This is a genomic window from Bacillus sp. RB3 (assembly GCF_030164735.1).
Lineage (GTDB): Bacteria > Bacillota > Bacilli > Bacillales > Bacillaceae_G > Bacillus_A > Bacillus_A cereus.
In genome coordinates this window covers 106,551-129,337 of the sequence record NZ_JASNGE010000006.1, presented here as the reverse complement: position 1 = coordinate 129,337, position 22,787 = coordinate 106,551, and the positions used below count along the sequence as shown (strand labels likewise).

The window sequence follows — 22,787 nt, the reverse complement described above, 5'->3', positions numbered from 1 at the left end:
GAGGTGAGTTGTGTGAATGTGAAGAAATTGTTACAATTATTCGTTGGATATTTACAAATTGAAAGAAATTATTCAAAATATACAATTGCAAGTTATCAAAATGATTTAGAACATTTTGTGCAATTTATGGAACGAGAAGGCATATCCTCTTTTTTAGACGTTACATACGCGGATGTTCGTTTGTACTTAACGACGTTGCACGATGAGAAGTTAGCCCGTAAATCTGTCGCAAGAAAAGTATCAAGCTTACGAAGTTTATATCGTTTTTTGATGCGTGAAGGTTATCGAAAGGATAATCCGTTTGCACTTGCGTCACTCCCCAAAAAAGAATTGTCAATCCCAAAGTTTTTATATGCTGAAGAGTTAGAGGAATTATTTGAAGTTTCTGACACGGAAACACCATTAGGTCAAAGGAATCAAGCTTTGTTAGAGTTGATGTATGCGACTGGGATCCGTGTGAGTGAATGTGTCAATTTACAACTTACCGATATTGACTTTGCGGTGGGAACAATTTTAGTAATGGGAAAAGGAAAAAAACAAAGGTATATTCCGTTCGGAAGCTATGCGCAAGATTCTTTAATTACTTATATAGAGAATGGGAGAAAACAGTTAGTTAATAAGACTGACGAAGACTCTCATATGGTATTTTTAAATGCGAAAGGTAAACCGCTAACAAGTCGTGGAGTTCGTTATGTTTTAAATGAACTCATTAAAAAGGCTTCGCTGACAATGCGGATAAGTCCCCATATGTTAAGGCATACATTTGCTACACATATGCTAGATGAAGGGGCGGATTTACGTACTGTACAGGAGTTATTAGGCCATGAAAATTTGTCGACGACACAAATTTATACGCATGTCTCTAAAGAAAGATTGCGTTCTGTTTACATGAAGCATCACCCGCGGGCATAAATTGCTTTAAAAGCTATAAAAACAAATAAAGGAGTTTTTTCTATGGGAAATTTCCACGCTACAACGATATTTGCAGTTCATCATAATGGAGAATGTGCAATGGCTGGAGATGGCCAAGTGACAATGGGAAATGCTGTTGTAATGAAACATACAGCTCGTAAAGTTCGTAAACTTTTCCAAGGTAAAGTTTTAGCTGGTTTCGCAGGATCAGTTGCTGACGCATTTACTCTTTTTGAAATGTTTGAAGGGAAATTAGAAGAGTATAATGGCAACTTGCAGCGTGCTGCTGTTGAAATGGCCAAACAATGGCGTGGCGATAAAATGTTACGTCAGCTAGAAGCAATGCTCATTGTCATGGATAAAACAACTATGCTCCTTGTTTCAGGTACAGGAGAAGTGATTGAACCGGATGATGGTATTTTAGCAATTGGATCTGGTGGGCATTATGCACTTTCTGCAGGTCGTGCTTTAAAGCAATATGCAAGTGAACACTTAACAGCGAAGCAAATTGCGAAAGCGAGTTTAGAGATTGCTGGCGATATTTGTGTTTATACGAATCACAACATAATTGTTGAAGAATTGTAGAATCGTAAGGGAGGCATTTTATATGCATTTACATTTTACTCCGCGCCAAATTGTGGAAAAATTAGATCAATACATCATCGGTCAAAAAGACGCAAAGAAAGCGGTTGCTGTAGCGTTGAGAAATCGATATCGTCGCAGTAAATTAGCTGAAAATTTACGTGACGAAATTGCACCTAAAAATATCTTAATGATTGGACCGACAGGTGTTGGGAAAACAGAGGTAGCACGACGAATGGCGAAACTCGTTGGAGCACCTTTTATTAAGGTTGAGGCTACAAAATTCACAGAAGTTGGATATGTGGGTAGAGATGTAGAGTCAATGGTACGTGACCTGGTGGAAACATCGGTTCGTATCGTAAAAGAAGAAATGGTAGTGAAAGTTCAAGATAAAGCCGAAGAGCAAGCGAATCAACGTCTTGTTGAAATTTTAGTACCGAGTCCAGAGAAACAATCTGGATTCAAAAATCCATTAGAGATGCTTTTTGGAGGTACTCAAAATTCGAATCAAACGTCTGATACACAAGAAGATGTTGAAATCGAAAAGAAGCGTCAAGATGTGGAGAGAAAGCTTGCTGCAGGGCTTCTTGAAGACGAAATTGTATCGATTGAAGTGACTGAACAACAGTCTTCCATGTTTGATATGTTACAAGGAACTGGTATGGAGCAAATGGGAATGAATTTCCAAGATGCGCTAGGAAGTTTTATGCCGAAAAAAACGAAAAAACGTAAACTTTCTGTAAAAGAAGCAAGAAAACTCTTGACAAATGAAGAGGCACAGCGCTTAATTGATATGGATGAAGTTACACAAGAGGCTGTTTATCGTGCTGAACAGCTCGGGATTATTTTTATCGATGAAATTGACAAAATTGCTGGTAAGCAGTCGAATAGCGTAGATGTATCACGTGAAGGTGTGCAACGTGACATTTTGCCGATTGTAGAAGGGTCGAATGTTGCGACAAAATACGGATCAGTAAAAACGGATTATATTTTATTCGTTGCAGCTGGAGCGTTCCATATGTCTAAACCGTCGGATTTAATTCCGGAATTGCAAGGGAGATTTCCGATTCGAGTAGAATTAACAAAATTATCGACAGACGATTTTGTTAAAATACTAATCGAGCCTGACAATGCGTTAATTAAACAATATATGGCATTATTAGCGACTGAAGGTATAGAAATTGAATTTTCAGACGAAGCTATTCGTAAGATTGCTGAGATTGCTTATCAAGTTAATCAGGATACAGATAATATTGGAGCAAGAAGACTTCATACGATTATGGAGAAGCTCCTTGAAGATTTATCGTTTGAAGCATCTGAAATTACGTTAGAGAAAATAACGATAACACCTCAATACGTTGAGGAGAAATTAGCAACAATTGCTAAAAATAAAGATGTGAGCCAGTTTATTTTGTAATAGTGTCATCAGGTGACTCGCCCTAGTTTCCAAGTGATGAAAAAATATGTGAGTAACATGTAGGAGGAACTTTTGAAATGGAATTATTAGCAAAAACGAGAAAATTAAATGCGTTATTACAGAGCGCAGCAGGGAAGCCTGTAAACTTTAGAGAAATGTCTGACACAATGTGTGAAGTAATCGAAGCAAACGTATTCGTAGTTAGCCGTCGTGGTAAATTACTAGGTTATGCAATTCACCAACAAATCGAAAACGAACGCATGAAGCAAATGCTTGCAGAACGTCAATTCCCAGAAGAATATACACAAAGCTTATTCAACATTACAGAAACATCTTCAAACTTAGATGTGAACAGTGCTTACACAGCATTCCCAGTAGAAAACAGAGAATTATTTGGTCAAGGTTTAACTACAATCGTACCAATCGTTGGTGGCGGTGAGCGTCTAGGTACATTAGTATTAGCTCGTCTTGGTCAAGAGTTCTTAGATGATGATTTAATCCTTGCTGAGTACAGCTCAACTGTTGTAGGTATGGAAATTTTACGTGAAAAAGCAGAAGAAATCGAAGAGGAAGCACGTAGTAAAGCTGTTGTTCAAATGGCGATCAGCTCATTATCTTACAGTGAGTTAGAAGCGATTGAGCACATCTTCGAAGAATTAAATGGAACAGAAGGTTTACTTGTTGCAAGTAAAATTGCTGATCGCGTAGGAATTACTCGTTCTGTAATCGTAAATGCACTACGTAAATTAGAAAGTGCTGGTGTTATTGAGTCTCGTTCTTTAGGTATGAAAGGAACATACATTAAAGTGCTAAACGACAAGTTTCTACAGGAACTTGCTAAATTAAAAACAAACTAATTTGTAAAAAACTCTCCTCGATTGAGGAGAGTTTTTTATGTACAATGGATAGATAGTGCTTGTGAAAAGTGTCATAAGCGTGTTTTCTGAGAAAACTATTAATTGTATTTATTTTTTTGCTTAAAAGAAATGAAGGTTGGTAATACTAGAATTCGAGTATGAACAAAGAAAGTTTTACATTGTTCGCATTTTCGACTTGATTGTAATATTTCAGTATGATATAGTAAGCAGTGGTGTCAGTACAAAGTACACACGTTTACTGATTTAAGTGTTGGTGCTACGTTTGTAGTTTCGCTTAGAGATGAAGTAAACGGAGGATATCAAAAACCATTTAGGAGGAACTATATTATGTCAGTAATTTCTATGAAGCAATTGCTTGAAGCTGGTGTTCATTTCGGACATCAAACTCGTCGTTGGAACCCAAAAATGAAGCGTTACATTTTCACAGAGCGTAACGGTATCTACATCATCGACTTACAAAAAACTGTGAAAAAAGTTGAGGAAGCTTACAGAACGATGCGCGACATCGCTGCTGAAGGCGGAGACATCTTATTCGTAGGTACTAAAAAACAAGCACAAGAAGCTATTAAAGAAGAAGCAACTCGTGCTGGTATGTACTTCGTTAACCAACGTTGGTTAGGCGGAACTTTAACAAACTTCCAAACAATCCAAAAGCGTATCAAGCGTCTTAAAGACATCGAAAGAATGCAAGAAGATGGTACTTTCGAAGTACTTCCTAAGAAAGAAGTTGTTCAACTTAAAAAAGAGTTAGAGCGTCTTGAGAAATTCTTAGGCGGTATTAAAGATATGAAAGGTCTTCCAAGTGCATTATTCGTAGTAGACCCTCGTAAAGAGCGTATTGCAGTTGCTGAAGCACGCAAATTACACATTCCAATCATCGGTATCGTTGATACAAACTGTGATCCAGACGAAATCGATCACGTTATCCCAGCAAACGATGATGCAATTCGTGCTGTAAAACTTCTTACATCTAAAATGGCAGACGCGATCCTTGAAGCAAAACAAGGTGAAGAAACTGTTACTGCGTAACAAAGTTGGAAAGGTGATAAGGGGTTCGGCCTTTTATCACCTTTTTTAAGGTATAAACACCTTTATAAAAGGTATAAATACATATTTTAGGAGGATGAAAAGTATGGCAATCACTGCTCAAATGGTAAAAGAATTACGTGAAAAAACTGGCGCAGGTATGATGGACTGCAAAAAAGCTTTAACAGAAACTAACGGCGACATGGAGAAGGCAATTGACTTCTTACGTGAAAAAGGTATTGCGAAAGCTGCTAAAAAAGCTGACCGCATTGCTGCTGAAGGTTTAACTTTCATCGAAACAAACGGTAACGACGCTTTAATCTTAGAATTAAACTCTGAAACTGATTTCGTTGCGAAAAACGAAGGTTTCCAAACACTAATTAAAGAATTAGCTGCTCACTTATTAACTAACAAACCAGCTAACGTTGAAGAAGCTATGGCTCAAACAATGGAAAACGGTAAAAAAGTTGAAGAGCACATCAACGAAGCAATCGCTAAAATTGGTGAAAAACTTACACTTCGTCGTTTCGAAATCGTATCAAAAACTGATGCAGATGCATTCGGCGCTTACCTACACATGGGTGGACGCATTGGTGTATTAACAGTTCTTGAAGGTTCTACTGATGAAGCTGCTGCTAAAGATGTTGCAATGCACATCGCTGCAGTTAACCCTAAATACATCGACCGCGATGCTGTAACAGCTGAAGAAGTTGAGCATGAGCGTCAAGTATTAACACAACAAGCATTAAACGAAGGCAAGCCTGAGAAAATCGTTGCAAAAATGGTTGAAGGCCGTTTAGGCAAATTCTTCGAAGAGATTTGCTTACTTGACCAAGCATTCGTTAAAAACCCTGATATGAAAGTTCGTCAGTTCGTTGAGTCTAAAGGCGGAACATTAAAAGGATTCGTTCGCTACGCTGTTGGTGAAGGTATCGAAAAACGCGAAGACAACTTTGCTGAAGAAGTAATGAACCAAGTAAAAGGTAGCAACTAATACAGATTAGGGAACACATTGTGTTCCCTTTTTTAAAATAAAGATGTAAGCAATTGGAGGTTCATTATGAGTAAACCGAAATATAATCGTGTCGTTTTAAAGCTAAGTGGAGAAGCTTTAGCTGGAGAGCAAGGATTTGGAATTAACCCAACTGTTATTAAGTCAGTTGCGGAACAAGTAAAAGAAATTGCAGAACTTGATGTAGAGGTTGCTGTTGTTGTTGGTGGCGGTAACATTTGGCGTGGGAAAATTGGAAGTGAAATGGGCATGGATCGTGCAGGGGCAGATTACATGGGCATGTTAGCGACAGTTATGAATTCATTAGCTCTTCAAGATAGCTTGGAGAATATCGGAATTCAAACTCGTGTACAAACTTCAATTGAGATGCGTCAAGTTGCAGAACCTTACATTCGTCGTAAAGCAGTTCGTCACTTAGAGAAAAAACGTGTTGTTATCTTTGCAGCAGGTACAGGTAACCCATACTTCTCTACAGATACAACAGCAGCATTACGTGCGGCAGAAATTGAAGCAGATGTAATTTTAATGGCGAAAAACAATGTAGATGGTGTATATAATGCGGATCCATCTATTGATCCAACAGCTACGAAATATGAAACGCTTACTTACTTAGACGTATTAAAAGAAGGTTTAGGTGTAATGGATTCTACAGCTTCTTCTCTATGTATGGATAATGATATTCCATTAATTGTATTCTCAGTTATGGAAAAAGGTAATATTAAACGTGCCGTTTTAGGCGAAAATATCGGAACAGTGGTAAGGGGGAAATAAATATGGGACAACAAGTATTGAAGTCTTCAAATGAAAAAATGGAAAAAGCAGTTGCTGCTTATTCTCGTGAATTAGCAACAGTTCGTGCTGGCCGTGCAAACGCGTCTGTATTAGATAAGGTACAAGTTGATTACTATGGTGCACCAACACCAGTTGTGCAATTAGCGAACATTACAGTTCCAGAAGCGCGTTTACTAGTAATTCAACCTTATGATAAAACTTCTATCGGTGATATTGAAAAAGCAATTTTAAAAGCAGATTTAGGCTTAAATCCTTCTAATGATGGAACTGTAATTCGTATTGCATTCCCTGCATTAACAGAAGAACGTCGTCGTGATCTTGTAAAAGTTGTGAAAAAATATGCTGAAGAAGCTAAAGTTGCTGTTCGTAACGTACGTCGTGACGGAAATGATGATCTTAAGAAGCTTGAAAAAGCTGGCGAGATTACAGAAGATGATTTAAGAGGATATACTGAAGATATCCAAAAAGAAACAGATAAATATATTGCAAAAGTTGACGAAATCGCAAAAAACAAAGAAAAAGAAATCATGGAAGTGTAATAGCGATAACTTCGCAATTATGACCCTCTTCTTAAGGGGGTCTTTTTACACTTTTAGGCATACGTCTGCTTGCTGGAGGGTATGAATGATGTTTAAAAACTTTCCTTTTTTTAAAGGTAAAAAGGACACATCGTTTGATCATCTCGTTGAAGAAGTGAAAAAAGGATATATCCCAGAACATATTGCCATCATTATGGATGGGAATGGAAGATGGGCAAAGAGGAGAGCAATGCCTCGTATTGCGGGACATCATGAAGGTATGCAAGTTGTAAAGAAAATTACAAAATTTGCAAGTAAACTTAATGTGAAAGTGTTAACTCTTTATGCTTTTTCAACTGAGAACTGGAAAAGACCGAAAAAGGAAGTTGATTATTTAATGAAGCTTCCAGAAGAATTTCTAGGTACATTTTTACCAGAATTGATTGAAGAAAACGTACAAGTCCGAGTAATAGGGCAAAAAGATCGTCTTCCTACGCATACACGCAGAGCGATGGAGAAAGCCATGGAAGATACGAAAGAGAATACGGGATTAATTCTTAATTTCGCGTTAAACTATGGAAGTCGAGATGAAATCGTTTCTGCTGTGCAACATATGATGAAAGATAATGAGGAAGGAAAAATTCGTTCTGAAGAGGTAAGTGAAGAAATGCTTTCCTCCTACTTAATGACGAGTTCTTTACCTGATCCAGAGTTGTTAATCCGAACAAGCGGAGAGCTACGTATTAGTAATTTCATGTTATGGCAAATTGCATATTCGGAGTTTTGGTTTACAGACGTGTATTGGCCAGACTTCAAAGAAGAACATTTGCTAAATGCGATTACTGACTTTCAACATAGAGGGCGCAGATTCGGAGGCGTGTAGAAAGAGAGGGTTTGGTAGTGAAACAGAGAATTATTACTGGAGTGGTTGCTGCCGCGCTATTCATTCCCATCGTAATATACGGTGGCGTGCCTTTTACGGTTTTAGTGTATGCACTTGCTTCTATAGGTTTATATGAATTAATTCGTATGAATAAGCTTACGCTTATTTCAGTACCGACAGTTTTAGCTGCAGTATTATTGTGGATTCTTTTAATTCCAAGTAGTGCATCAGAACTGTTTACATGGATTGGATTAGGTAAATTGGAAATCACATTTGTGATTGTTTTATTACTTTTATCATATACAGTCCTTTCTAAGAATACATTTACTTTTGATAATGCTTCATTTTTACTGATGGCAACGACATATGTGGCAATGGGATTCTTATATTTAAATGAAACGAGAATATTAGGAATTAAATATGTATTTTGCGCATTATTTGTTATATGGGCTACTGATTCAGGCGCATATTTCGTAGGAAAAGCATTGGGCAAGAGAAAATTGTGGCCAGAAATCAGTCCTAATAAAACGATTGAAGGTTCATTAGGGGGCATCGTTTGTGGAATTATTGTGGCACTTGTTTACAACGTGTTCTTCCCAGTCGAATCGAATGTAGTAATTTTAATTGTGCTGACAATTATTATTTCTATTTTTGGACAAATTGGTGATTTAGTACAATCTGCTTTTAAACGTCATTATGGCGTAAAGGATTCAGGTACAATTTTACCTGGGCATGGTGGTATATTAGACCGAACAGATAGTTGGTTATTCGTTTTACCAATTCTCTACTTCTTATTACAATATAATTAATAAATGAACGAGGGGTTGGAGTCATGAAAAACATTAGTTTATTAGGTGCAAGCGGATCAATTGGTACACAAACTTTAGATGTATTACGCTCGCACCCAGACCAATTCCGTCTCGTTGCTTTTTCTGTAGGGAAAAATATTGACTACGCAGTAAAGGTAATTCAAGAATTTTCTCCGCAAATCGTCTCTGTGCAAAGAGAAGAAGATGTTTTAAAATTACAATCTGTTTCTGGTAATACAAAAATTGTATATGGTAGTGAAGGACTTTTAGAAGTAGCACTACATCCAGATGCGGAGATTGTAGTAAATGCTGTTGTAGGTAGCGTAGGGTTGTTACCAACACTTCGTGCAATTGAGGCGAAAAAAACAATTGGAATTGCAAATAAAGAAACGTTAGTAACTGCAGGACATCTTGTAATGGAAGCAGCACGAAAACATAATGTTTCGTTACTTCCAGTTGATAGTGAACATTCGGCTATTTTTCAATGCTTGAATGGTGAAAATGAAAAAAGAATTTCTCGTCTTATTATAACAGCTTCTGGTGGAAGTTTCCGCGATAAAACGAGGGATGAATTGCATCATGTGACCGTAGAAGATGCGCTTCGACATCCAAACTGGTCAATGGGTTCGAAAATTACAATTGATTCTGCTACAATGATGAATAAGGGACTAGAAGTAATTGAAGCACATTGGCTTTTTGGTATCCCTTATGAGCAAATCGATGTTGTTTTACATAAAGAAAGTATTATCCATTCTATGGTTGAATTTGAAGATCGTAGTGTAATGGCGCAGCTTGGTTCACCTGATATGCGAGTACCAATTCAATACGCACTTACATATCCGGATAGATTGCCTCTTTCAGACACAAAACAGTTAAACTTATGGGAAATAGGGACGTTGCATTTTGAGAAAATGGACCAAGAACGATTCCGTTGTTTACGTTTTGCGTATGAAGCTGGAAAAGCAGGTGGAAGTATGCCAGCTGTAATGAACGCAGCGAATGAAGTAGCTGTTGAAGCCTTTTTACAAAAGAGAATTGATTTCTTAACAGTGGAAGACCTCATTGAAAAAGCAATGAACCATCACAATGTCATTGCACGACCGAGCTTAGAGGAAATTTTGGAAATTGATGCGGCCACAAGACGGTTTGTGATGGAACAAATTTAGCAAAGGTGGTTATGGAATTGAATACAGCGATTGCCTTTATATTAATTTTCGGTGCACTCGTATTTTTCCATGAGCTAGGGCATCTATATTTCGCAAAAAGAGCAGGTATTTTATGCCGCGAGTTTGCGATTGGTTTTGGTCCGAAAATATTCTCATTTGAAAAGAATGAAACGGTGTATACGATTCGATTACTGCCCCTTGGTGGCTATGTAAGAATGGCTGGCGAGGATGCGGACACAGTTGAGTTAAAGCCTGGGAAAAAGGTTGGCCTTGTATTAAATGAAAAAGACGAAGTTGTGAAATTAGTTTTTGATGGATATGAAAAGTATCCAAATGTTCGTGTTATTGAAGTCGAACAAGCTGATTTAGAGCATAATTTAACAATTTCGGGCTATGAAGAGTACGAGGAAGAGCTTCAAACATTCCGAGTGAATGAAAAGGCTCGTATTATTACTGCGGGGGAAGAAATTCAAATTGCCCCGTATAATAGACAATTTGGCTCGAAAAAACTAGGGCAACGCGCTTTAACAATCTTTGCGGGTCCTGCAATGAACTTCATTTTAGCATTTGTTATTTTTGTGATTCTTGGATTTGTACAAGGGGTTCCTGTTGACAAACCAATGGTCGGAAAAGTGATGGATAACAGTGCAGCACAGCAAGCTGGATTGAAAGAGAATGATACAATTCAAGCTATTGATGGGAAAAACACAAGTACATGGAAAGATGTTGTTACTATTGTACGTGAAAACCCAAATAAAGAAATTACGTTACAAGTAAAGCGTGATAATGAACAGTTTAATGTGAAAGTAACGCCAACACTCGATAAAGAAGGTAAAGAAGAAGTTGGTAGAATTGGTGTCTACTCTCCTGTAGAGAAAACAGTGATGGGTTCTATTAAATCAGGTTTTGAACAAACGTACCAATGGACGAAACTAATTTTTGAGTCTCTTGTGAAATTAGTAACTGGTCAATTTTCTATTAATGAGTTGTCAGGTCCAGTAGGAATTTATAATCTAACAGATCAAGTTGTAGATTATGGGTTTACGCGTGTACTAAGTTTAGCTGCAGTTCTAAGCATTAATCTTGGTTTATTTAATTTATTACCAGTTCCTGCTTTAGATGGTGGCCGTTTATTCTTCTTCTTAATTGAAGCGTTACGAGGGAAACCAATTGATCGCCAAAAAGAAGGAATGGTTCACTTTATTGGTTTTGCATTATTAATGTTACTTATGTTAGTTGTAACTTGGAATGACATTCGTAAGTTTTTCTTGTAAAATAAAGTGAAACTTATAATGAAATAGAGCTCGTAGAATAAAATCCCTCACCTAACTCGAGGTGAGGGGTTTTACTGCGTGTAAGAGTAAAATGAAGAGGTGCAAATAAATGAAACAAAGTATGGTATTCAGTCCTACATTACGTGAAGTTCCAGCTGATGCTGAAATTAAGAGTCATCAGCTATTACTTCGTGCAGGTTTTATGCGTCAAAATGCTTCTGGTATTTATAGCTTTCTACCATTTGGATTAAAAGTATTACACAAAGTAGAACGTATCGTTCGAGAAGAAATGGAGCGCGCAGGAGCTGTAGAATTATTAATGCCAGCTATGCAAGCTGCAGAATTATGGCAAGAATCAGGTCGTTGGTATTCTTACGGATCTGAATTAATGCGTATGAAAGATCGTAACGCTCGTGAATTCGCATTAGGAGCGACACATGAGGAAGTAATTACGGATCTTGTGCGTGATGAAGTGAAATCATATAAAAAATTACCGTTAACATTATACCAAATTCAAACAAAATTCCGTGATGAGCAAAGACCTCGTTTCGGCTTATTACGTGGAAGAGAGTTTCTAATGAAAGATGCATACTCTTTCCATGCTACACAAGAGAGCTTAGATGAAGTATACGATCGCTTATATAAAGCATACTCTAACATTTTTACTCGCTGTGGCTTGAATTTCCGTGCAGTTATTGCTGATTCTGGAGCAATGGGCGGAAAAGATACACATGAATTTATGGTATTATCTGATGTTGGTGAAGATACAATTGCATACTCTGACACATCTGATTATGCAGCAAACATCGAAATGGCTCCTGTTGTAGCTACGTATACGAAGAGTGACGAAGCAGAAAAAGCACTTGAAAAAGTAGCAACACCAGACCAAAAAGCAATTGAAGAAGTATCTGCATTCTTAAACATTGCAGCTGACAAATGCATTAAGTCTATGGTGTTTAAAGTAGATGAGAAATTAGTAGTTGTACTTGTTCGTGGTGATCACGAAGTAAACGATGTGAAAGTGAAAAATGTATACGGCGCTTCAGTTGTTGAGCTTGCTTCTCATGAAGAAGTAAAAGCATTATTAAATTGTGAAGTTGGTTCATTAGGACCGATTAATGTAACAGGTGATATCGAAATTATTGCTGATCACGCTGTAGCATCAATTGTTAACGGATGTTCAGGAGCGAATGAAGAAGGGTTCCATTATGTAAATGTAAATCCAGAACGTGACTTTAAAGTAAGTCAATATACAGATTTACGCTTTATTCAAGAAGGAGACCAATCTCCAGATGGAAACGGAACAATTCTTTTCGCACGCGGAATTGAAGTTGGTCATGTATTCAAATTAGGAACTCGTTATAGTGAAGCAATGAACGCAACATTCCTAGATGAAAATGGAAAAACACAACCACTTATTATGGGTTGTTACGGTATCGGTGTATCTCGTACAGTAGCAGCAATTGCAGAGCAATTTAACGATGAGAACGGCTTAGTTTGGCCAAAAGCGGTAGCACCGTTCCATGTGCATGTAATTCCAGTAAATATGAAATCTGATGCACAACGTGAAATGGGTGAAAATATCTACAACTCATTACAAGAACAAGGCTATGAAGTGTTATTAGACGATCGTGCAGAACGTGCAGGTGTTAAATTTGCAGATGCAGATTTATTCGGTCTTCCAGTTCGTGTTACAGTTGGTAAAAAAGCAGACGAAGGTATTGTAGAAGTGAAAGTACGTGCTACAGGTGAGTCTGAAGAAGTAAAAGTAGAAGAACTTCAAACATATATTGCAAATATTTTAAAATAAGAAGAGGTACCTCGTAATGGGGTACCTTCTCTTTCTTTGTAAACGTATTTTGTAAAAGAAGAGGTGAGAAATCTTTCTTTGTGGTACGTTTCAATTTATAATAGCAAATGGAAGGAGAGTGCTTATGTCTTTAACAAATGAACAACAAGAGCGATTTCAAATTTTGCTCCAGCAGTTGCAAATACCAGACGACCTTATAAATCAATATTTACAAGGCGGTGGTATTGAAAGGCTCGTTATTGATAAAGCGAATAAAAGTTGGCATTTTGATTTACAAGTGCCAGGTATTTTGCCTACAGAATTATATGAATTGCTAGAAACAAAGCTTAAGCAATCATTTTCTCATATTGCAAGAACAACATTTGCATTAGAAACAGAGAATAAACAATTTACAGAAGAAGAAGTGAGGGCGTATTGGCCGCTTTGTACGGAACGAATTACATTTTCACCTATGTTCGCATACTTAAAGAAGCAGCTTCCACAGGTGAATGGAGTGAAGTTGTTAATAAATGTAAATAACGAGCTGGAGTCTACGGCTTTAAAGAAAAACGTTGCGAAACCAGTAGGGGATCAATACGAAGTTTTTGGATTCCCGCGTTTTCAGTTAGACACACATATACAGCAAAATACAGAAGAAATGCAAAAGTTTCGTGAACAAACGCAGCAAGAAGACCGTGAGCGTGTTATACAAGCTATGGAAGAAATGGCGAAGAAGCAAGCTGAAGAAAGCAGCGTTGTGTATGAAGGACCGATTACACTCGGGTATCTTATTAAGCCAGATGAAGAGATTACACCGATGCGAGAAATTCAAGATGAAGAAAGAAGAAAAACGGTTCAAGGATATGTCTTCCATGTAGAAACAAAAGAGCTTCGTAGTGGGCGTACGTTATTAACTTTAAAAATAACGGATTATACGGATTCTATTATGATCAAAATGTTCTCGCGTGACAAAGAAGATATTCCAATGCTGCAATCCTTGAAAAAAGGAATGTGGGTGAAAGCGCGTGGTTCTGTTCAAAACGATACATTCGTTCGAGATTTAGTAATGATTGCAAATGATATTAATGAAATAACAGGACCGTCTCGTAAAGATAAAGCACCAGAAGGCGAAAAACGAGTAGAGCTGCATCTCCATACTCCGATGAGTCAAATGGACGCTGTCACTCCAGTTTCTAAGCTTGTTGCTCAAGCTGGTAAATGGGGACATGAGGCTATTGCGGTTACAGATCATGCCGTGGCTCAGTCCTTCCCAGAGGCGTATTCTGCAGGGAAGAAGGCTGGTGTTAAAGTTATATATGGTGTAGAAGCAAATCTAGTTAATGATGGTGTACCGATAGCGTATAACGAAGCGCATCGTTTACTTGCAGAGGAAACGTATGTTGTTTTCGACGTTGAGACGACAGGTTTATCAGCTGTATACGATACAGTCATTGAGTTGGCTGCCGTAAAAGTAAAGGGTGGCGAAATTATTGATCGCTTTGAATCTTTCGCAAATCCACATCAACCATTATCAGCGACGATTATTGAATTGACAGGTATTACGGATGATATGTTAACTGATGCACCTGAAGTGGACGAAGTGTTTAAAAAGTTTGAGGAATGGATGGGCGACCATACACTTGTTGCCCATAACGCGAGCTTTGATATGGGCTTTATTAACGTAGGTTTTAAAAAGGCTGGACTAGAAAAAACGAATAATCCAGTTATTGATACGTTAGAACTTGCACGATTTTTATTCCCAGAAATGAAAAATCATCGATTAAATACGATGTGTAAAAAACTTGATATTGAATTAACACAACATCACCGTGCGATTTATGATACAGAAGCGACGGGATATTTACTTGTGAAAATGTTGAAAGACGTAATTGAAAAGGGATTTGAATATCACGATCAATTAAATGATAGCATGGGACAAGGGGATGCGTATAAGCGTGGCCGTCCAAGTCATATGACGTTACTTGCCACATCAGATGTTGGATTGAAAAATTTATATAAACTTGTTTCATATTCTCACCTTAATTACTTTTACCGTGTACCACGTGTGCCGAGATCACTATTAAAAAAATATCGTGAAGGGATTTTAGTAGGAACGGCTTGTGATAAAGGTGAAGTGTTCGAGGCAATGATGCAAAAGGCACCTGAAGAGGTAGAAGAAATTGCCCAGTTCTATGATTACATTGAAGTAATGCCTCCAGAGGTGTTGCGTCATTTAGTAGAACGTGAGCTTGTTCGAGACGAAGGTCAATTAAAAACAATTATTTCTAACTTAGTAAAACTAGGTGAGACGTTAGATAAACCAGTTGTTGCTACAGGAAACGTGCATTATTTAGACCCTGAGGATGCGATGTATCGTAAAATTTTAGTCAGTTCGCAGGGCGGAGCCAATCCGTTAAATCGACATTCATTACCGCCAGTACATTTCCGTACAACTGATGAGATGTTAGAATGTTTTTCATTCTTAGGTGAAGACAAAGCGAAAGAAGTTGTTGTAACAAATACACAAAAGATTGCGTCATTAATTGGTGATGTGCATCCAGTAAAAGACGATCTATACACACCGAAAATTGAAGGTGCTGATGATGAAACGCGTGATATGAGTTATAAAATGGCGCGTAGCATTTATGGTGAAGAGCTACCGGAAATTGTAGAAGCACGTTTAGAAAAAGAATTAAAAAGTATTATTGGGCATGGATTCGCCGTAATTTATTTAATTTCACATAAGCTTGTGAAAAAATCGTTAGTAGACGGATATCTAGTAGGTTCGCGTGGATCGGTAGGGTCATCATTTGTTGCAACGATGATGGAAATTACAGAAGTAAACCCATTACCACCACACTATGTATGTCCGAAGTGTAAGCAATCAGAATTCTTTAATGATGGTTCTGTAGGTTCTGGTTTTGACTTACCAGATAAAGAATGTCCTGCTTGTAATATTCCATATGTAAAAGATGGACATGACATTCCTTTCGAAACGTTCCTTGGATTTAAAGGAGATAAGGTGCCCGATATCGATTTGAACTTCTCCGGGGAATACCAACCACGTGCCCATAACTATACGAAAGTACTGTTCGGTGAAGACTATGTATATCGTGCAGGAACGATTGGTACAGTTGCGGAAAAAACTGCTTACGGATATGTAAAAGGTTATGCAAATGATCATAACTTAACGATTCGAAATGCAGAGATTGATCGCTTAGTAGCAGGGTGTACCGGTGTAAAACGTACAACAGGACAGCATCCAGGCGGTATTATCGTTGTGCCAGATTACATGGATATCTTTGATTTCTCACCAATACAGTACCCAGCTGATTCAATTGGTGCTGAATGGAGAACAACGCATTTTGATTTCCACTCGATTCATGATAATTTATTAAAACTTGATATACTAGGACACGATGATCCGACCGTTATTCGTATGTTACAAGATTTAAGTGGTATTGATCCGAAAACAATCCCAACGGATGATCCAGAAGTAATGAAAATTTTCTCTGGTCCAGAATCGTTAGGGGTAACGGAAGAGCAAATTAACTGTAAAACAGGTACACTTGGTATACCAGAGTTTGGTACAAAATTCGTAAGACAGATGTTAGAAGAGACAAAACCGACGACATTCTCAGAGTTAGTCCAAATTTCTGGACTATCACATGGTACTGACGTATGGCTTGGTAATGCAAACGAGTTAATTTATAACGGTACATGTACGCTGAGCGAAGTTATCGGTTGTCGTGATGACATCATGGTATATTTAATCTATCAAGGTCTAGATCCATCATTAGCCTTCAAAATCATGGAGTCGGTTCGTAAAGGTAAAGGTGTACCGGAAGAATGGGAAGAAGACATGAAAAATAATAATGTACCAGGTTGGTATATTGATTCATGTAAGAAGATTAAATACATGTTCCCTAAAGCCCATGCGGCTGCTTACGTACTTATGGCTGTACGTATCGCATACTTTAAAGTACATTTTGCACTGTTATTCTATGCCGCATATTTTACAGTTCGTGCAGATGATTTTGATGTAGAGGCAATGGCGAAAGGTTCAGCATCTATACGTGCAAGAATTGATGAAATTGCTCAAAAAGGATTGGATGCAGCGCCGAAAGAGAAAAGTTTATTAACAGTACTAGAAATGGCACTTGAAATGTGTGAGCGTGGATACTCATTCCAAAAGGTGGATTTATACCGCTCACATGCAACAGAATTTATTATTGATGGAGACACATTAATTCCTCCATTTAATGCGGTACCTGGTCTTGGTACAAACGCAGCTTTAAGTATTGTGGAAGCACGTAAAAATGGAGACTTCTTATCAAAAGAGGACTTGCAGCAGCGTAGTAAGGTTTCGAAAACAATTATTGAGTATTTAGATAGTCAAGGTTGTTTAGGAGATTTACCGGATCAAAACCAGTTATCACTGTTCTAGTAGGTAGGAAAAGTCTTTGCAAATCAACATTTCCTATGATATACTATTAACCGAGATAACCATGTCATGTATATTGTGTAAAGAAAAGAGTGGGGAAACCCACTCTTTCGTGTTACTATCTATGTTTTCTCTACGTAGATAGGTAAAAGATTTCTGTCGTATATACATATTTTGTTACAAGTTTTACTTCTTAAATTTGGTAATACTAAGACAGATAATCCCTGCTGAACAGCAGGGGCTTTTGTTAGCTAACGAGAAAGAATAAGATAGACCGTTTTTAAAGTGGCGGGGTCTTCTTCTTTTAAATGGTACATGACGGCAGGAAGGAGGCTGTTTATGGATAAGAAAGTCACAGAAGTTGTAGAAGCATTTGCGCAGCCGATCGTTGAAGAGTTAAATCTTGAACTTGTAGATGTAGAGTATGTGAAAGAAGGACAAGACTGGTTCTTACGCGTATTCATCGATTCTGAAAAGGGAGTCGACATTGAAGAATGCGGTGCGGTAAGTGAACGTTTAAGCGAAGCTTTAGATAAAGAGGATCCAATTCCTCATCTTTACTTTTTGGATGTATCATCTCCTGGAGCGGAACGCCCATTAAAGAAAGAAAAAGACTTCCAGCAAGCGGTAGGAAAACAAGTGGCAATTAAAACATATGAGCCGATTGATGGTGAAAAGATGTTTGAAGGAAAACTGCTTTCTTACGATGGTACAACAATAACATTATTATTAACAATTAAAACACGTAAAAAAGAAATCCAAATTTCGATGGATAAAGTCGCAAATGCGCGACTTGCTGTTACGTTTTAGTTAGAAGGGGGATCTTCATGAGCACTGAGTTATTAGATGCTTTGCTCGTATTAGAATCTGAAAAAGGCATTAGCAAAGACATTATTATTGATGCGATTGAAGCAGCTTTAATCTCTGCTTATAAGCGCAATTTTAATCAAGCACAAAACGTTCGTGTGAGCTTTAACCCAGAAGTGGGAACAATTCAAGTTTTAGCACGTAAAGACGTAGTAGACAATGTGTTTGATCCACGTCTTGAAATTTCTGTAGAGGAAGCAAGACAAATTAATCCAAACTACCAAGATGGTGACGTACTAGAAATTGAAGTAACACCAAAAGACTTTGGTCGTATTGCAGCACAAACTGCAAAACAAGTTGTCACACAACGAGTGCGTGAAGCAGAGCGCGGTGTTATTTACTCTGAGTTTAGTGACCGTGAAGAAGATATTATGGTAGGTATTGTACAACGTCAAGATGCTCGTTTCATCTATGTAAGCTTAGGAAAAGTAGAAGCTTTATTACCTGTAAGTGAGCAAATGCCTAATGAGCAATACAAACCACATGATCGTATTCGCGTATTCATTACGAAAGTAGAAAAAACGACAAAAGGACCACAAATTTACGTATCACGTACACATCCTGGTCTTTTAAAACGTTTATTCGAAATGGAAGTTCCTGAAATCTATGATGGAACTGTAGAAATTCGTTCTGTAGCACGTGAAGCTGGCGATCGCTCTAAGATCTCTGTATATGCAGAGAACACTGATGTTGATCCAGTTGGTTCTTGTGTAGGACCAAAAGGGCAACGTGTACAACGCATTGTAGACGAATTAAAAGGTGAAAAAATTGACATCGTCCGCTGGTCAAATGATCCAGTTGAATATGTTGCAAATGCATTAAGCCCATCACAAGTTGTTAAAGTACTTGTAGATGAAGAAGAAAAAGCGACAACAGTAGTTGTTCCAGACCACCAGTTATCATTAGCTATCGGTAAGCGTGGACAAAATGCACGTCTTGCAGCTAAATTAACAGGCTGGAAAATTGATATTAAGAGTGAGTCTGATGCGAAACAACTTGGTATTGTAACAGAAGAAGATAGCGTAATCGCATTTGGATTCGATTCAGTGGAAGACGAAATCGAATAGAGGTGATGAGTATGAGCAATCGAAAAGTTCCGTTACGAAAATGTGTTGCAACGCAAGAAATGAAATCAAAACGAGAGCTCGTTCGCATTGTTCGTTCCAAAGAGGGAGAAGTGTCCATTGATTTAACTGGGAAAAAATCAGGACGAGGTGCTTACTTGTCGAAGGACAAGGAGAGCATTCTTCAAGCTCAAAAGAAAAATGTTTTGGAACATCATCTAAAAGCGAAAATCGACGGTTCTTTATATGAAGAGCTTCTTGAGCTTGTTGAGAAGGAGTCGAAATAAGTGTCCGATTGGAAATCGTTTTTAGGACTAGCAAACCGGGCTCGGAAAATTATTTCGGGTGAAGAACTCGTTTTAAAAGAAGTACGAAGTGGCAAAGCAAAACTTGTATTGCTATCTGAAGATGCGTCAGTAAATACTACAAAACGCATCACAGATAAAACTACGTACTACAACGTACCAATGAGAAAGGTCGAAAATCGACAACAATTAGGGCATGCGATTGGGAGAGATGAGCGAGTCGTTGTAGCTGTGTTAGATGTAGGCTTTGCGAAAAAGCTGCGTAGCATGCTCGATACAAATTACCGGGGGTGAAGGTATGAGTAAAATTCGAGTGCATGAATATGCAAAAAAACATAATATCTCAAGTAAAGATCTTATGACAAAACTAAAAGAAATGAATATCGAGGTTTCGAATCATATGACAATGTTAGACGATGAAGTAGTAAATAAATTAGATAATGAATATCAAACTGAAAAACCTTCTGTTGCAGATGAGTTTGAAGTAGAAGAAAAAGTTGTTCGCAGTAAAAAGAACAGCAATAAGAAAAAGAAAAAAGGCAAAGGAAACGAAGACAAACGTCAAGAGAACTTTGCTGGTAGACAACAAACTCAAATTGTAGAAACACCAGATAAAATTACTTTCTCTGGAAGCCTTACAGTAGGAGATCTTGCTAAAAAATTAAGCAAAGAGCCATCTGAAATTATTAAGAAGCTCTTCATGCTTGGAATTATGGCAACAATTAACCAAGACTTGGATAAAGATACAATTGAGTTAATTGCTAACGACTACGGTATTGAAGTAGAAGAAGAAGTAATTGTAAGCGAGACTGAGTTTGAAACATTCATTGATGAGCAAGATGATGAAGAGAACTTAAAAGAACGTCCAGCTGTAGTTACAATCATGGGACACGTTGACCATGGTAAAACAACATTACTGGATTCTATTCGTAACTCAAAAGTAACTGCAGGCGAAGCGGGTGGAATTACTCAGCATATCGGTGCATATCAAGTTGAAGTAAACGATAAGAAGATTACATTCTTAGATACACCTGGTCACGCAGCATTTACAACGATGCGTGCTCGTGGGGCACAAGTAACGGATATTACAATCCTTGTTGTTGCAGCGGATGACGGTGTTATGCCACAAACGGTTGAAGCAATTAACCATGCGAAGGCAGCAGGAGTACCAATTATTGTTGCTGTGAATAAAATGGATAAACCAGCTGCAAACCCTGATCGCGTAATGCAAGAACTAACTGAATATGAATTAGTTCCAGAAGCTTGGGGCGGAGATACTATTTTCGTACCAATTTCTGCAATTCAAGGCGAAGGCATTGACAACTTACTAGAAATGATTCTTCTTGTAAGTGAAGTAGAAGAATATAAAGCAAATCCAAACCGCTATGCAACTGGTACAGTAATCGAAGCACAGCTTGATAAAGGTAAAGGAACTATCGCGACATTACTTGTTCAAAATGGTACGCTTCGAGTTGGAGATCCAATCGTTGTTGGAACTTCATTCGGACGTGTTCGTGCAATGGTAAGTGATATTGGTCGTCGTGTAAAAGTTGCTGGTCCATCAACTCCTGTTGAAATTACTGGTTTAAACGAAGTACCACAGGCTGGAGATCGTTTCATGGCATTTGCTGATGAGAAGAAAGCTCGTCAAATTGGTGAATCACGTGCACAAGAAGCGTTAGTTGCACAACGTGGTGAGAAATCTAAATTAAGCCTTGAAGATTTATTCCAACAAATCCAAGAGGGCGATGTAAAAGAAATTAACTTAATCGTAAAAGCAGACGTACAAGGTTCTGTTGAAGCGATGGCAGCATCACTTCGTAAAATTGATGTTGAAGGCGTAAAAGTTAAAATCATTCACACTGGTGTAGGTGCGATTACAGAATCTGATATCATTTTAGCTTCTGCATCTAATGCAATTGTAATTGGATTTAACGTACGTCCAGATGTGAACGCGAAGCGTACAGCTGAATTAGAGAACGTTGATATTCGTTTACACCGTATTATTTATAAAGTAATCGAAGAGATTGAAGCAGCTATGCAAGGTATGCTTGATCCAGAATTCGAAGAAAAAGTAATCGGTCAAGCAGAAGTTCGTCAAACGTTTAAAGTAACAAAAGTTGGAACAATCGCAGGTTGTTACGTAACAGACGGTAAAATTACGCGTGATAGTGGCGTACGTATTATCCGTGACGGCGTAGTAATTTTCGAAGGACAACTTGATACGTTAAAACGTTTCAAAGACGACGTAAAAGAAGTTGCACAAAACTATGAGTGTGGTATTACAATTGAGAGATATAATGATCTTAAAGAAGGGGACATCATTGAAGCGTACATTATGGAAGAAGTGAAGCGATGATTATCGCTTCACTCTCATTCGAGTGTATTATTTACGATGTGCATTCTTTAAAAGAGAAACGTGCAATTTTACAACGTGTGTTAACTCGTGTAAAACAGCGCTATAATGTAGCTGTTTCTGAAGTTGGGCACCAAGATGTATGGCAACGTACAGAAATTGCAATTGTTTCCGTATCCTCAAATCGTGTTATCTGTGAGAAAGAAATGAATCGTGTACTTGAGTACATCGATTCATTTCCTGAAATTGAACGTACAATAACACATTTGGAATGGTATTGAATGAGGTGAAGAGTTATGAAATTACGTGCGAACCGTGTGGGCGAGCAAATGAAAAAAGAATTAGGCGACATTATCAGTCGTAAAATTAAAGACCCACGTATTGGATTTGTTACAGTAACTGATGTACAAGTGAGTGGTGATTTACAAATTGCTAAAGTATATATTTCTGTTTTAGGTGATGAAGAACAGAAAGAAAATACTTTAAAAGGTTTAGCGAAGGCAAAAGGCTTTATTCGTTCAGAAATTGGCCAACGTATTCGTCTTCGTAAAACACCAGAAATTACCTTTGAGTTTGATGAGTCTATCGGATATGGTCATCGAATTGATACACTTTTACATGAAATTAATAAAGACGGTAAACGTGAAGAATAATGGATAGACATTTGTCTATCCATTTTTTCAATGCAAAATA

21 protein-coding genes are annotated in these 22,787 nt (G+C 37.8%); all 21 read left to right on the top strand.

Going from position 1 to position 22,787, the window contains the following annotated elements; all coding sequences use genetic code 11:
* Nucleotides 1–12 precede the first annotated feature (12 nt).
* The 21 genes from xerC to rbfA all read left to right on the top strand — a co-directional run bounded on the left by xerC (nt 13) and on the right by rbfA (nt 22,747).
* The gene (gene xerC, locus QO049_RS10940; RefSeq protein WP_001101241.1) at nt 13–912 is read left to right on the top strand and encodes a tyrosine recombinase XerC; all 900 of its coding nucleotides are present in this window, start codon (nt 13–15) and stop codon (nt 910–912) included.
* Between the two features lie 42 nt (nt 913–954).
* Entirely contained in the window at nt 955–1,497 is a 543-nt protein-coding gene (gene hslV / locus QO049_RS10935; RefSeq protein WP_048567505.1) for an ATP-dependent protease proteolytic subunit HslV, read from the top strand.
* A 22-nt stretch (nt 1,498–1,519) separates the two neighbouring features.
* The gene (hslU, locus tag QO049_RS10930) at nt 1,520–2,911 is read left to right on the top strand and encodes an ATP-dependent protease ATPase subunit HslU (protein WP_000550087.1); all 1,392 of its coding nucleotides are present in this window, start codon (nt 1,520–1,522) and stop codon (nt 2,909–2,911) included.
* A gap of 77 nt (nt 2,912–2,988) precedes the next feature.
* A complete protein-coding gene (gene codY / locus QO049_RS10925) occupies nt 2,989–3,768 on the top strand; it encodes a GTP-sensing pleiotropic transcriptional regulator CodY (protein WP_000421290.1) in 780 nt (259 codons plus the stop codon).
* A 348-nt stretch (nt 3,769–4,116) separates the two neighbouring features.
* A complete protein-coding gene (rpsB, locus tag QO049_RS10920) occupies nt 4,117–4,818 on the top strand; it encodes a 30S ribosomal protein S2 (RefSeq protein WP_000111485.1) in 702 nt (233 codons plus the stop codon).
* A gap of 103 nt (nt 4,819–4,921) precedes the next feature.
* Complete coding sequence (gene tsf / locus QO049_RS10915; RefSeq protein ID WP_001018578.1) at nt 4,922–5,809, top strand: translation elongation factor Ts; 888 nt, start codon at nt 4,922–4,924, stop codon at nt 5,807–5,809.
* Nucleotides 5,810–5,875: 66 nt separating this feature from the next.
* Nucleotides 5,876–6,598: a UMP kinase gene (gene pyrH / locus QO049_RS10910; RefSeq protein ID WP_000042668.1), complete on the top strand. Its 723-nt coding sequence runs from the start codon at nt 5,876–5,878 to the stop codon at nt 6,596–6,598.
* A gap of 2 nt (nt 6,599–6,600) precedes the next feature.
* On the top strand, nt 6,601–7,158 hold the full coding sequence (gene frr / locus QO049_RS10905) for a ribosome recycling factor (protein WP_000531501.1): 558 nt from the start codon (nt 6,601–6,603) through the stop codon (nt 7,156–7,158).
* A gap of 85 nt (nt 7,159–7,243) precedes the next feature.
* Nucleotides 7,244–8,020: an isoprenyl transferase gene (gene uppS, locus QO049_RS10900; RefSeq protein WP_000971296.1), complete on the top strand. Its 777-nt coding sequence runs from the start codon at nt 7,244–7,246 to the stop codon at nt 8,018–8,020.
* 17 nt (nt 8,021–8,037) lie between these two features.
* Nucleotides 8,038–8,829: a phosphatidate cytidylyltransferase gene (gene cdsA, locus QO049_RS10895; RefSeq protein ID WP_000813592.1), complete on the top strand. Its 792-nt coding sequence runs from the start codon at nt 8,038–8,040 to the stop codon at nt 8,827–8,829.
* A gap of 23 nt (nt 8,830–8,852) precedes the next feature.
* On the top strand, nt 8,853–9,995 hold the full coding sequence (gene dxr, locus QO049_RS10890; RefSeq protein WP_000790372.1) for a 1-deoxy-D-xylulose-5-phosphate reductoisomerase: 1,143 nt from the start codon (nt 8,853–8,855) through the stop codon (nt 9,993–9,995).
* A 17-nt stretch (nt 9,996–10,012) separates the two neighbouring features.
* Nucleotides 10,013–11,269, top strand: a complete 1,257-nt coding sequence (gene rseP, locus QO049_RS10885) for an RIP metalloprotease RseP (protein WP_001090245.1) — start codon at nt 10,013–10,015, stop codon at nt 11,267–11,269.
* A 109-nt stretch (nt 11,270–11,378) separates the two neighbouring features.
* Entirely contained in the window at nt 11,379–13,079 is a 1,701-nt protein-coding gene (locus QO049_RS10880) for a proline--tRNA ligase (protein WP_000814333.1), read from the top strand.
* 124 nt (nt 13,080–13,203) lie between these two features.
* Complete coding sequence (locus QO049_RS10875) at nt 13,204–17,505, top strand: PolC-type DNA polymerase III (protein ID WP_098283099.1); 4,302 nt, start codon at nt 13,204–13,206, stop codon at nt 17,503–17,505.
* Between the two features lie 336 nt (nt 17,506–17,841).
* A complete protein-coding gene (rimP, locus tag QO049_RS10870) occupies nt 17,842–18,312 on the top strand; it encodes a ribosome maturation factor RimP (RefSeq protein WP_000359096.1) in 471 nt (156 codons plus the stop codon).
* A gap of 17 nt (nt 18,313–18,329) precedes the next feature.
* Nucleotides 18,330–19,436 carry a transcription termination factor NusA gene (nusA, locus tag QO049_RS10865; RefSeq protein ID WP_000102604.1) on the top strand — a complete coding sequence of 369 codons (1,107 nt, stop codon included), beginning with the start codon at nt 18,330–18,332 and terminating at the stop codon, nt 19,434–19,436.
* Nucleotides 19,437–19,447: 11 nt separating this feature from the next.
* Nucleotides 19,448–19,720, top strand: coding sequence for an RNase P modulator RnpM (rnpM, locus tag QO049_RS10860; protein WP_000071127.1), 273 nt, complete (start codon nt 19,448–19,450; stop codon nt 19,718–19,720).
* Nucleotides 19,721–20,032: a YlxQ family RNA-binding protein gene (locus QO049_RS10855; protein ID WP_001286524.1), complete on the top strand. Its 312-nt coding sequence runs from the start codon at nt 19,721–19,723 to the stop codon at nt 20,030–20,032. It begins immediately after the preceding gene.
* 4 nt (nt 20,033–20,036) lie between these two features.
* Complete coding sequence (gene infB, locus QO049_RS10850) at nt 20,037–22,097, top strand: translation initiation factor IF-2 (RefSeq protein WP_000036343.1); 2,061 nt, start codon at nt 20,037–20,039, stop codon at nt 22,095–22,097.
* Complete coding sequence (locus QO049_RS10845) at nt 22,094–22,375, top strand: DUF503 domain-containing protein (protein WP_246961010.1); 282 nt, start codon at nt 22,094–22,096, stop codon at nt 22,373–22,375. Before infB ends, QO049_RS10845 begins: the two co-directional genes overlap by 4 nt.
* Before the next feature lie 15 nt (nt 22,376–22,390).
* Entirely contained in the window at nt 22,391–22,747 is a 357-nt protein-coding gene (gene rbfA / locus QO049_RS10840) for a 30S ribosome-binding factor RbfA (protein WP_000776437.1), read from the top strand.
* Nucleotides 22,748–22,787: the final 40 nt, after the last annotated feature.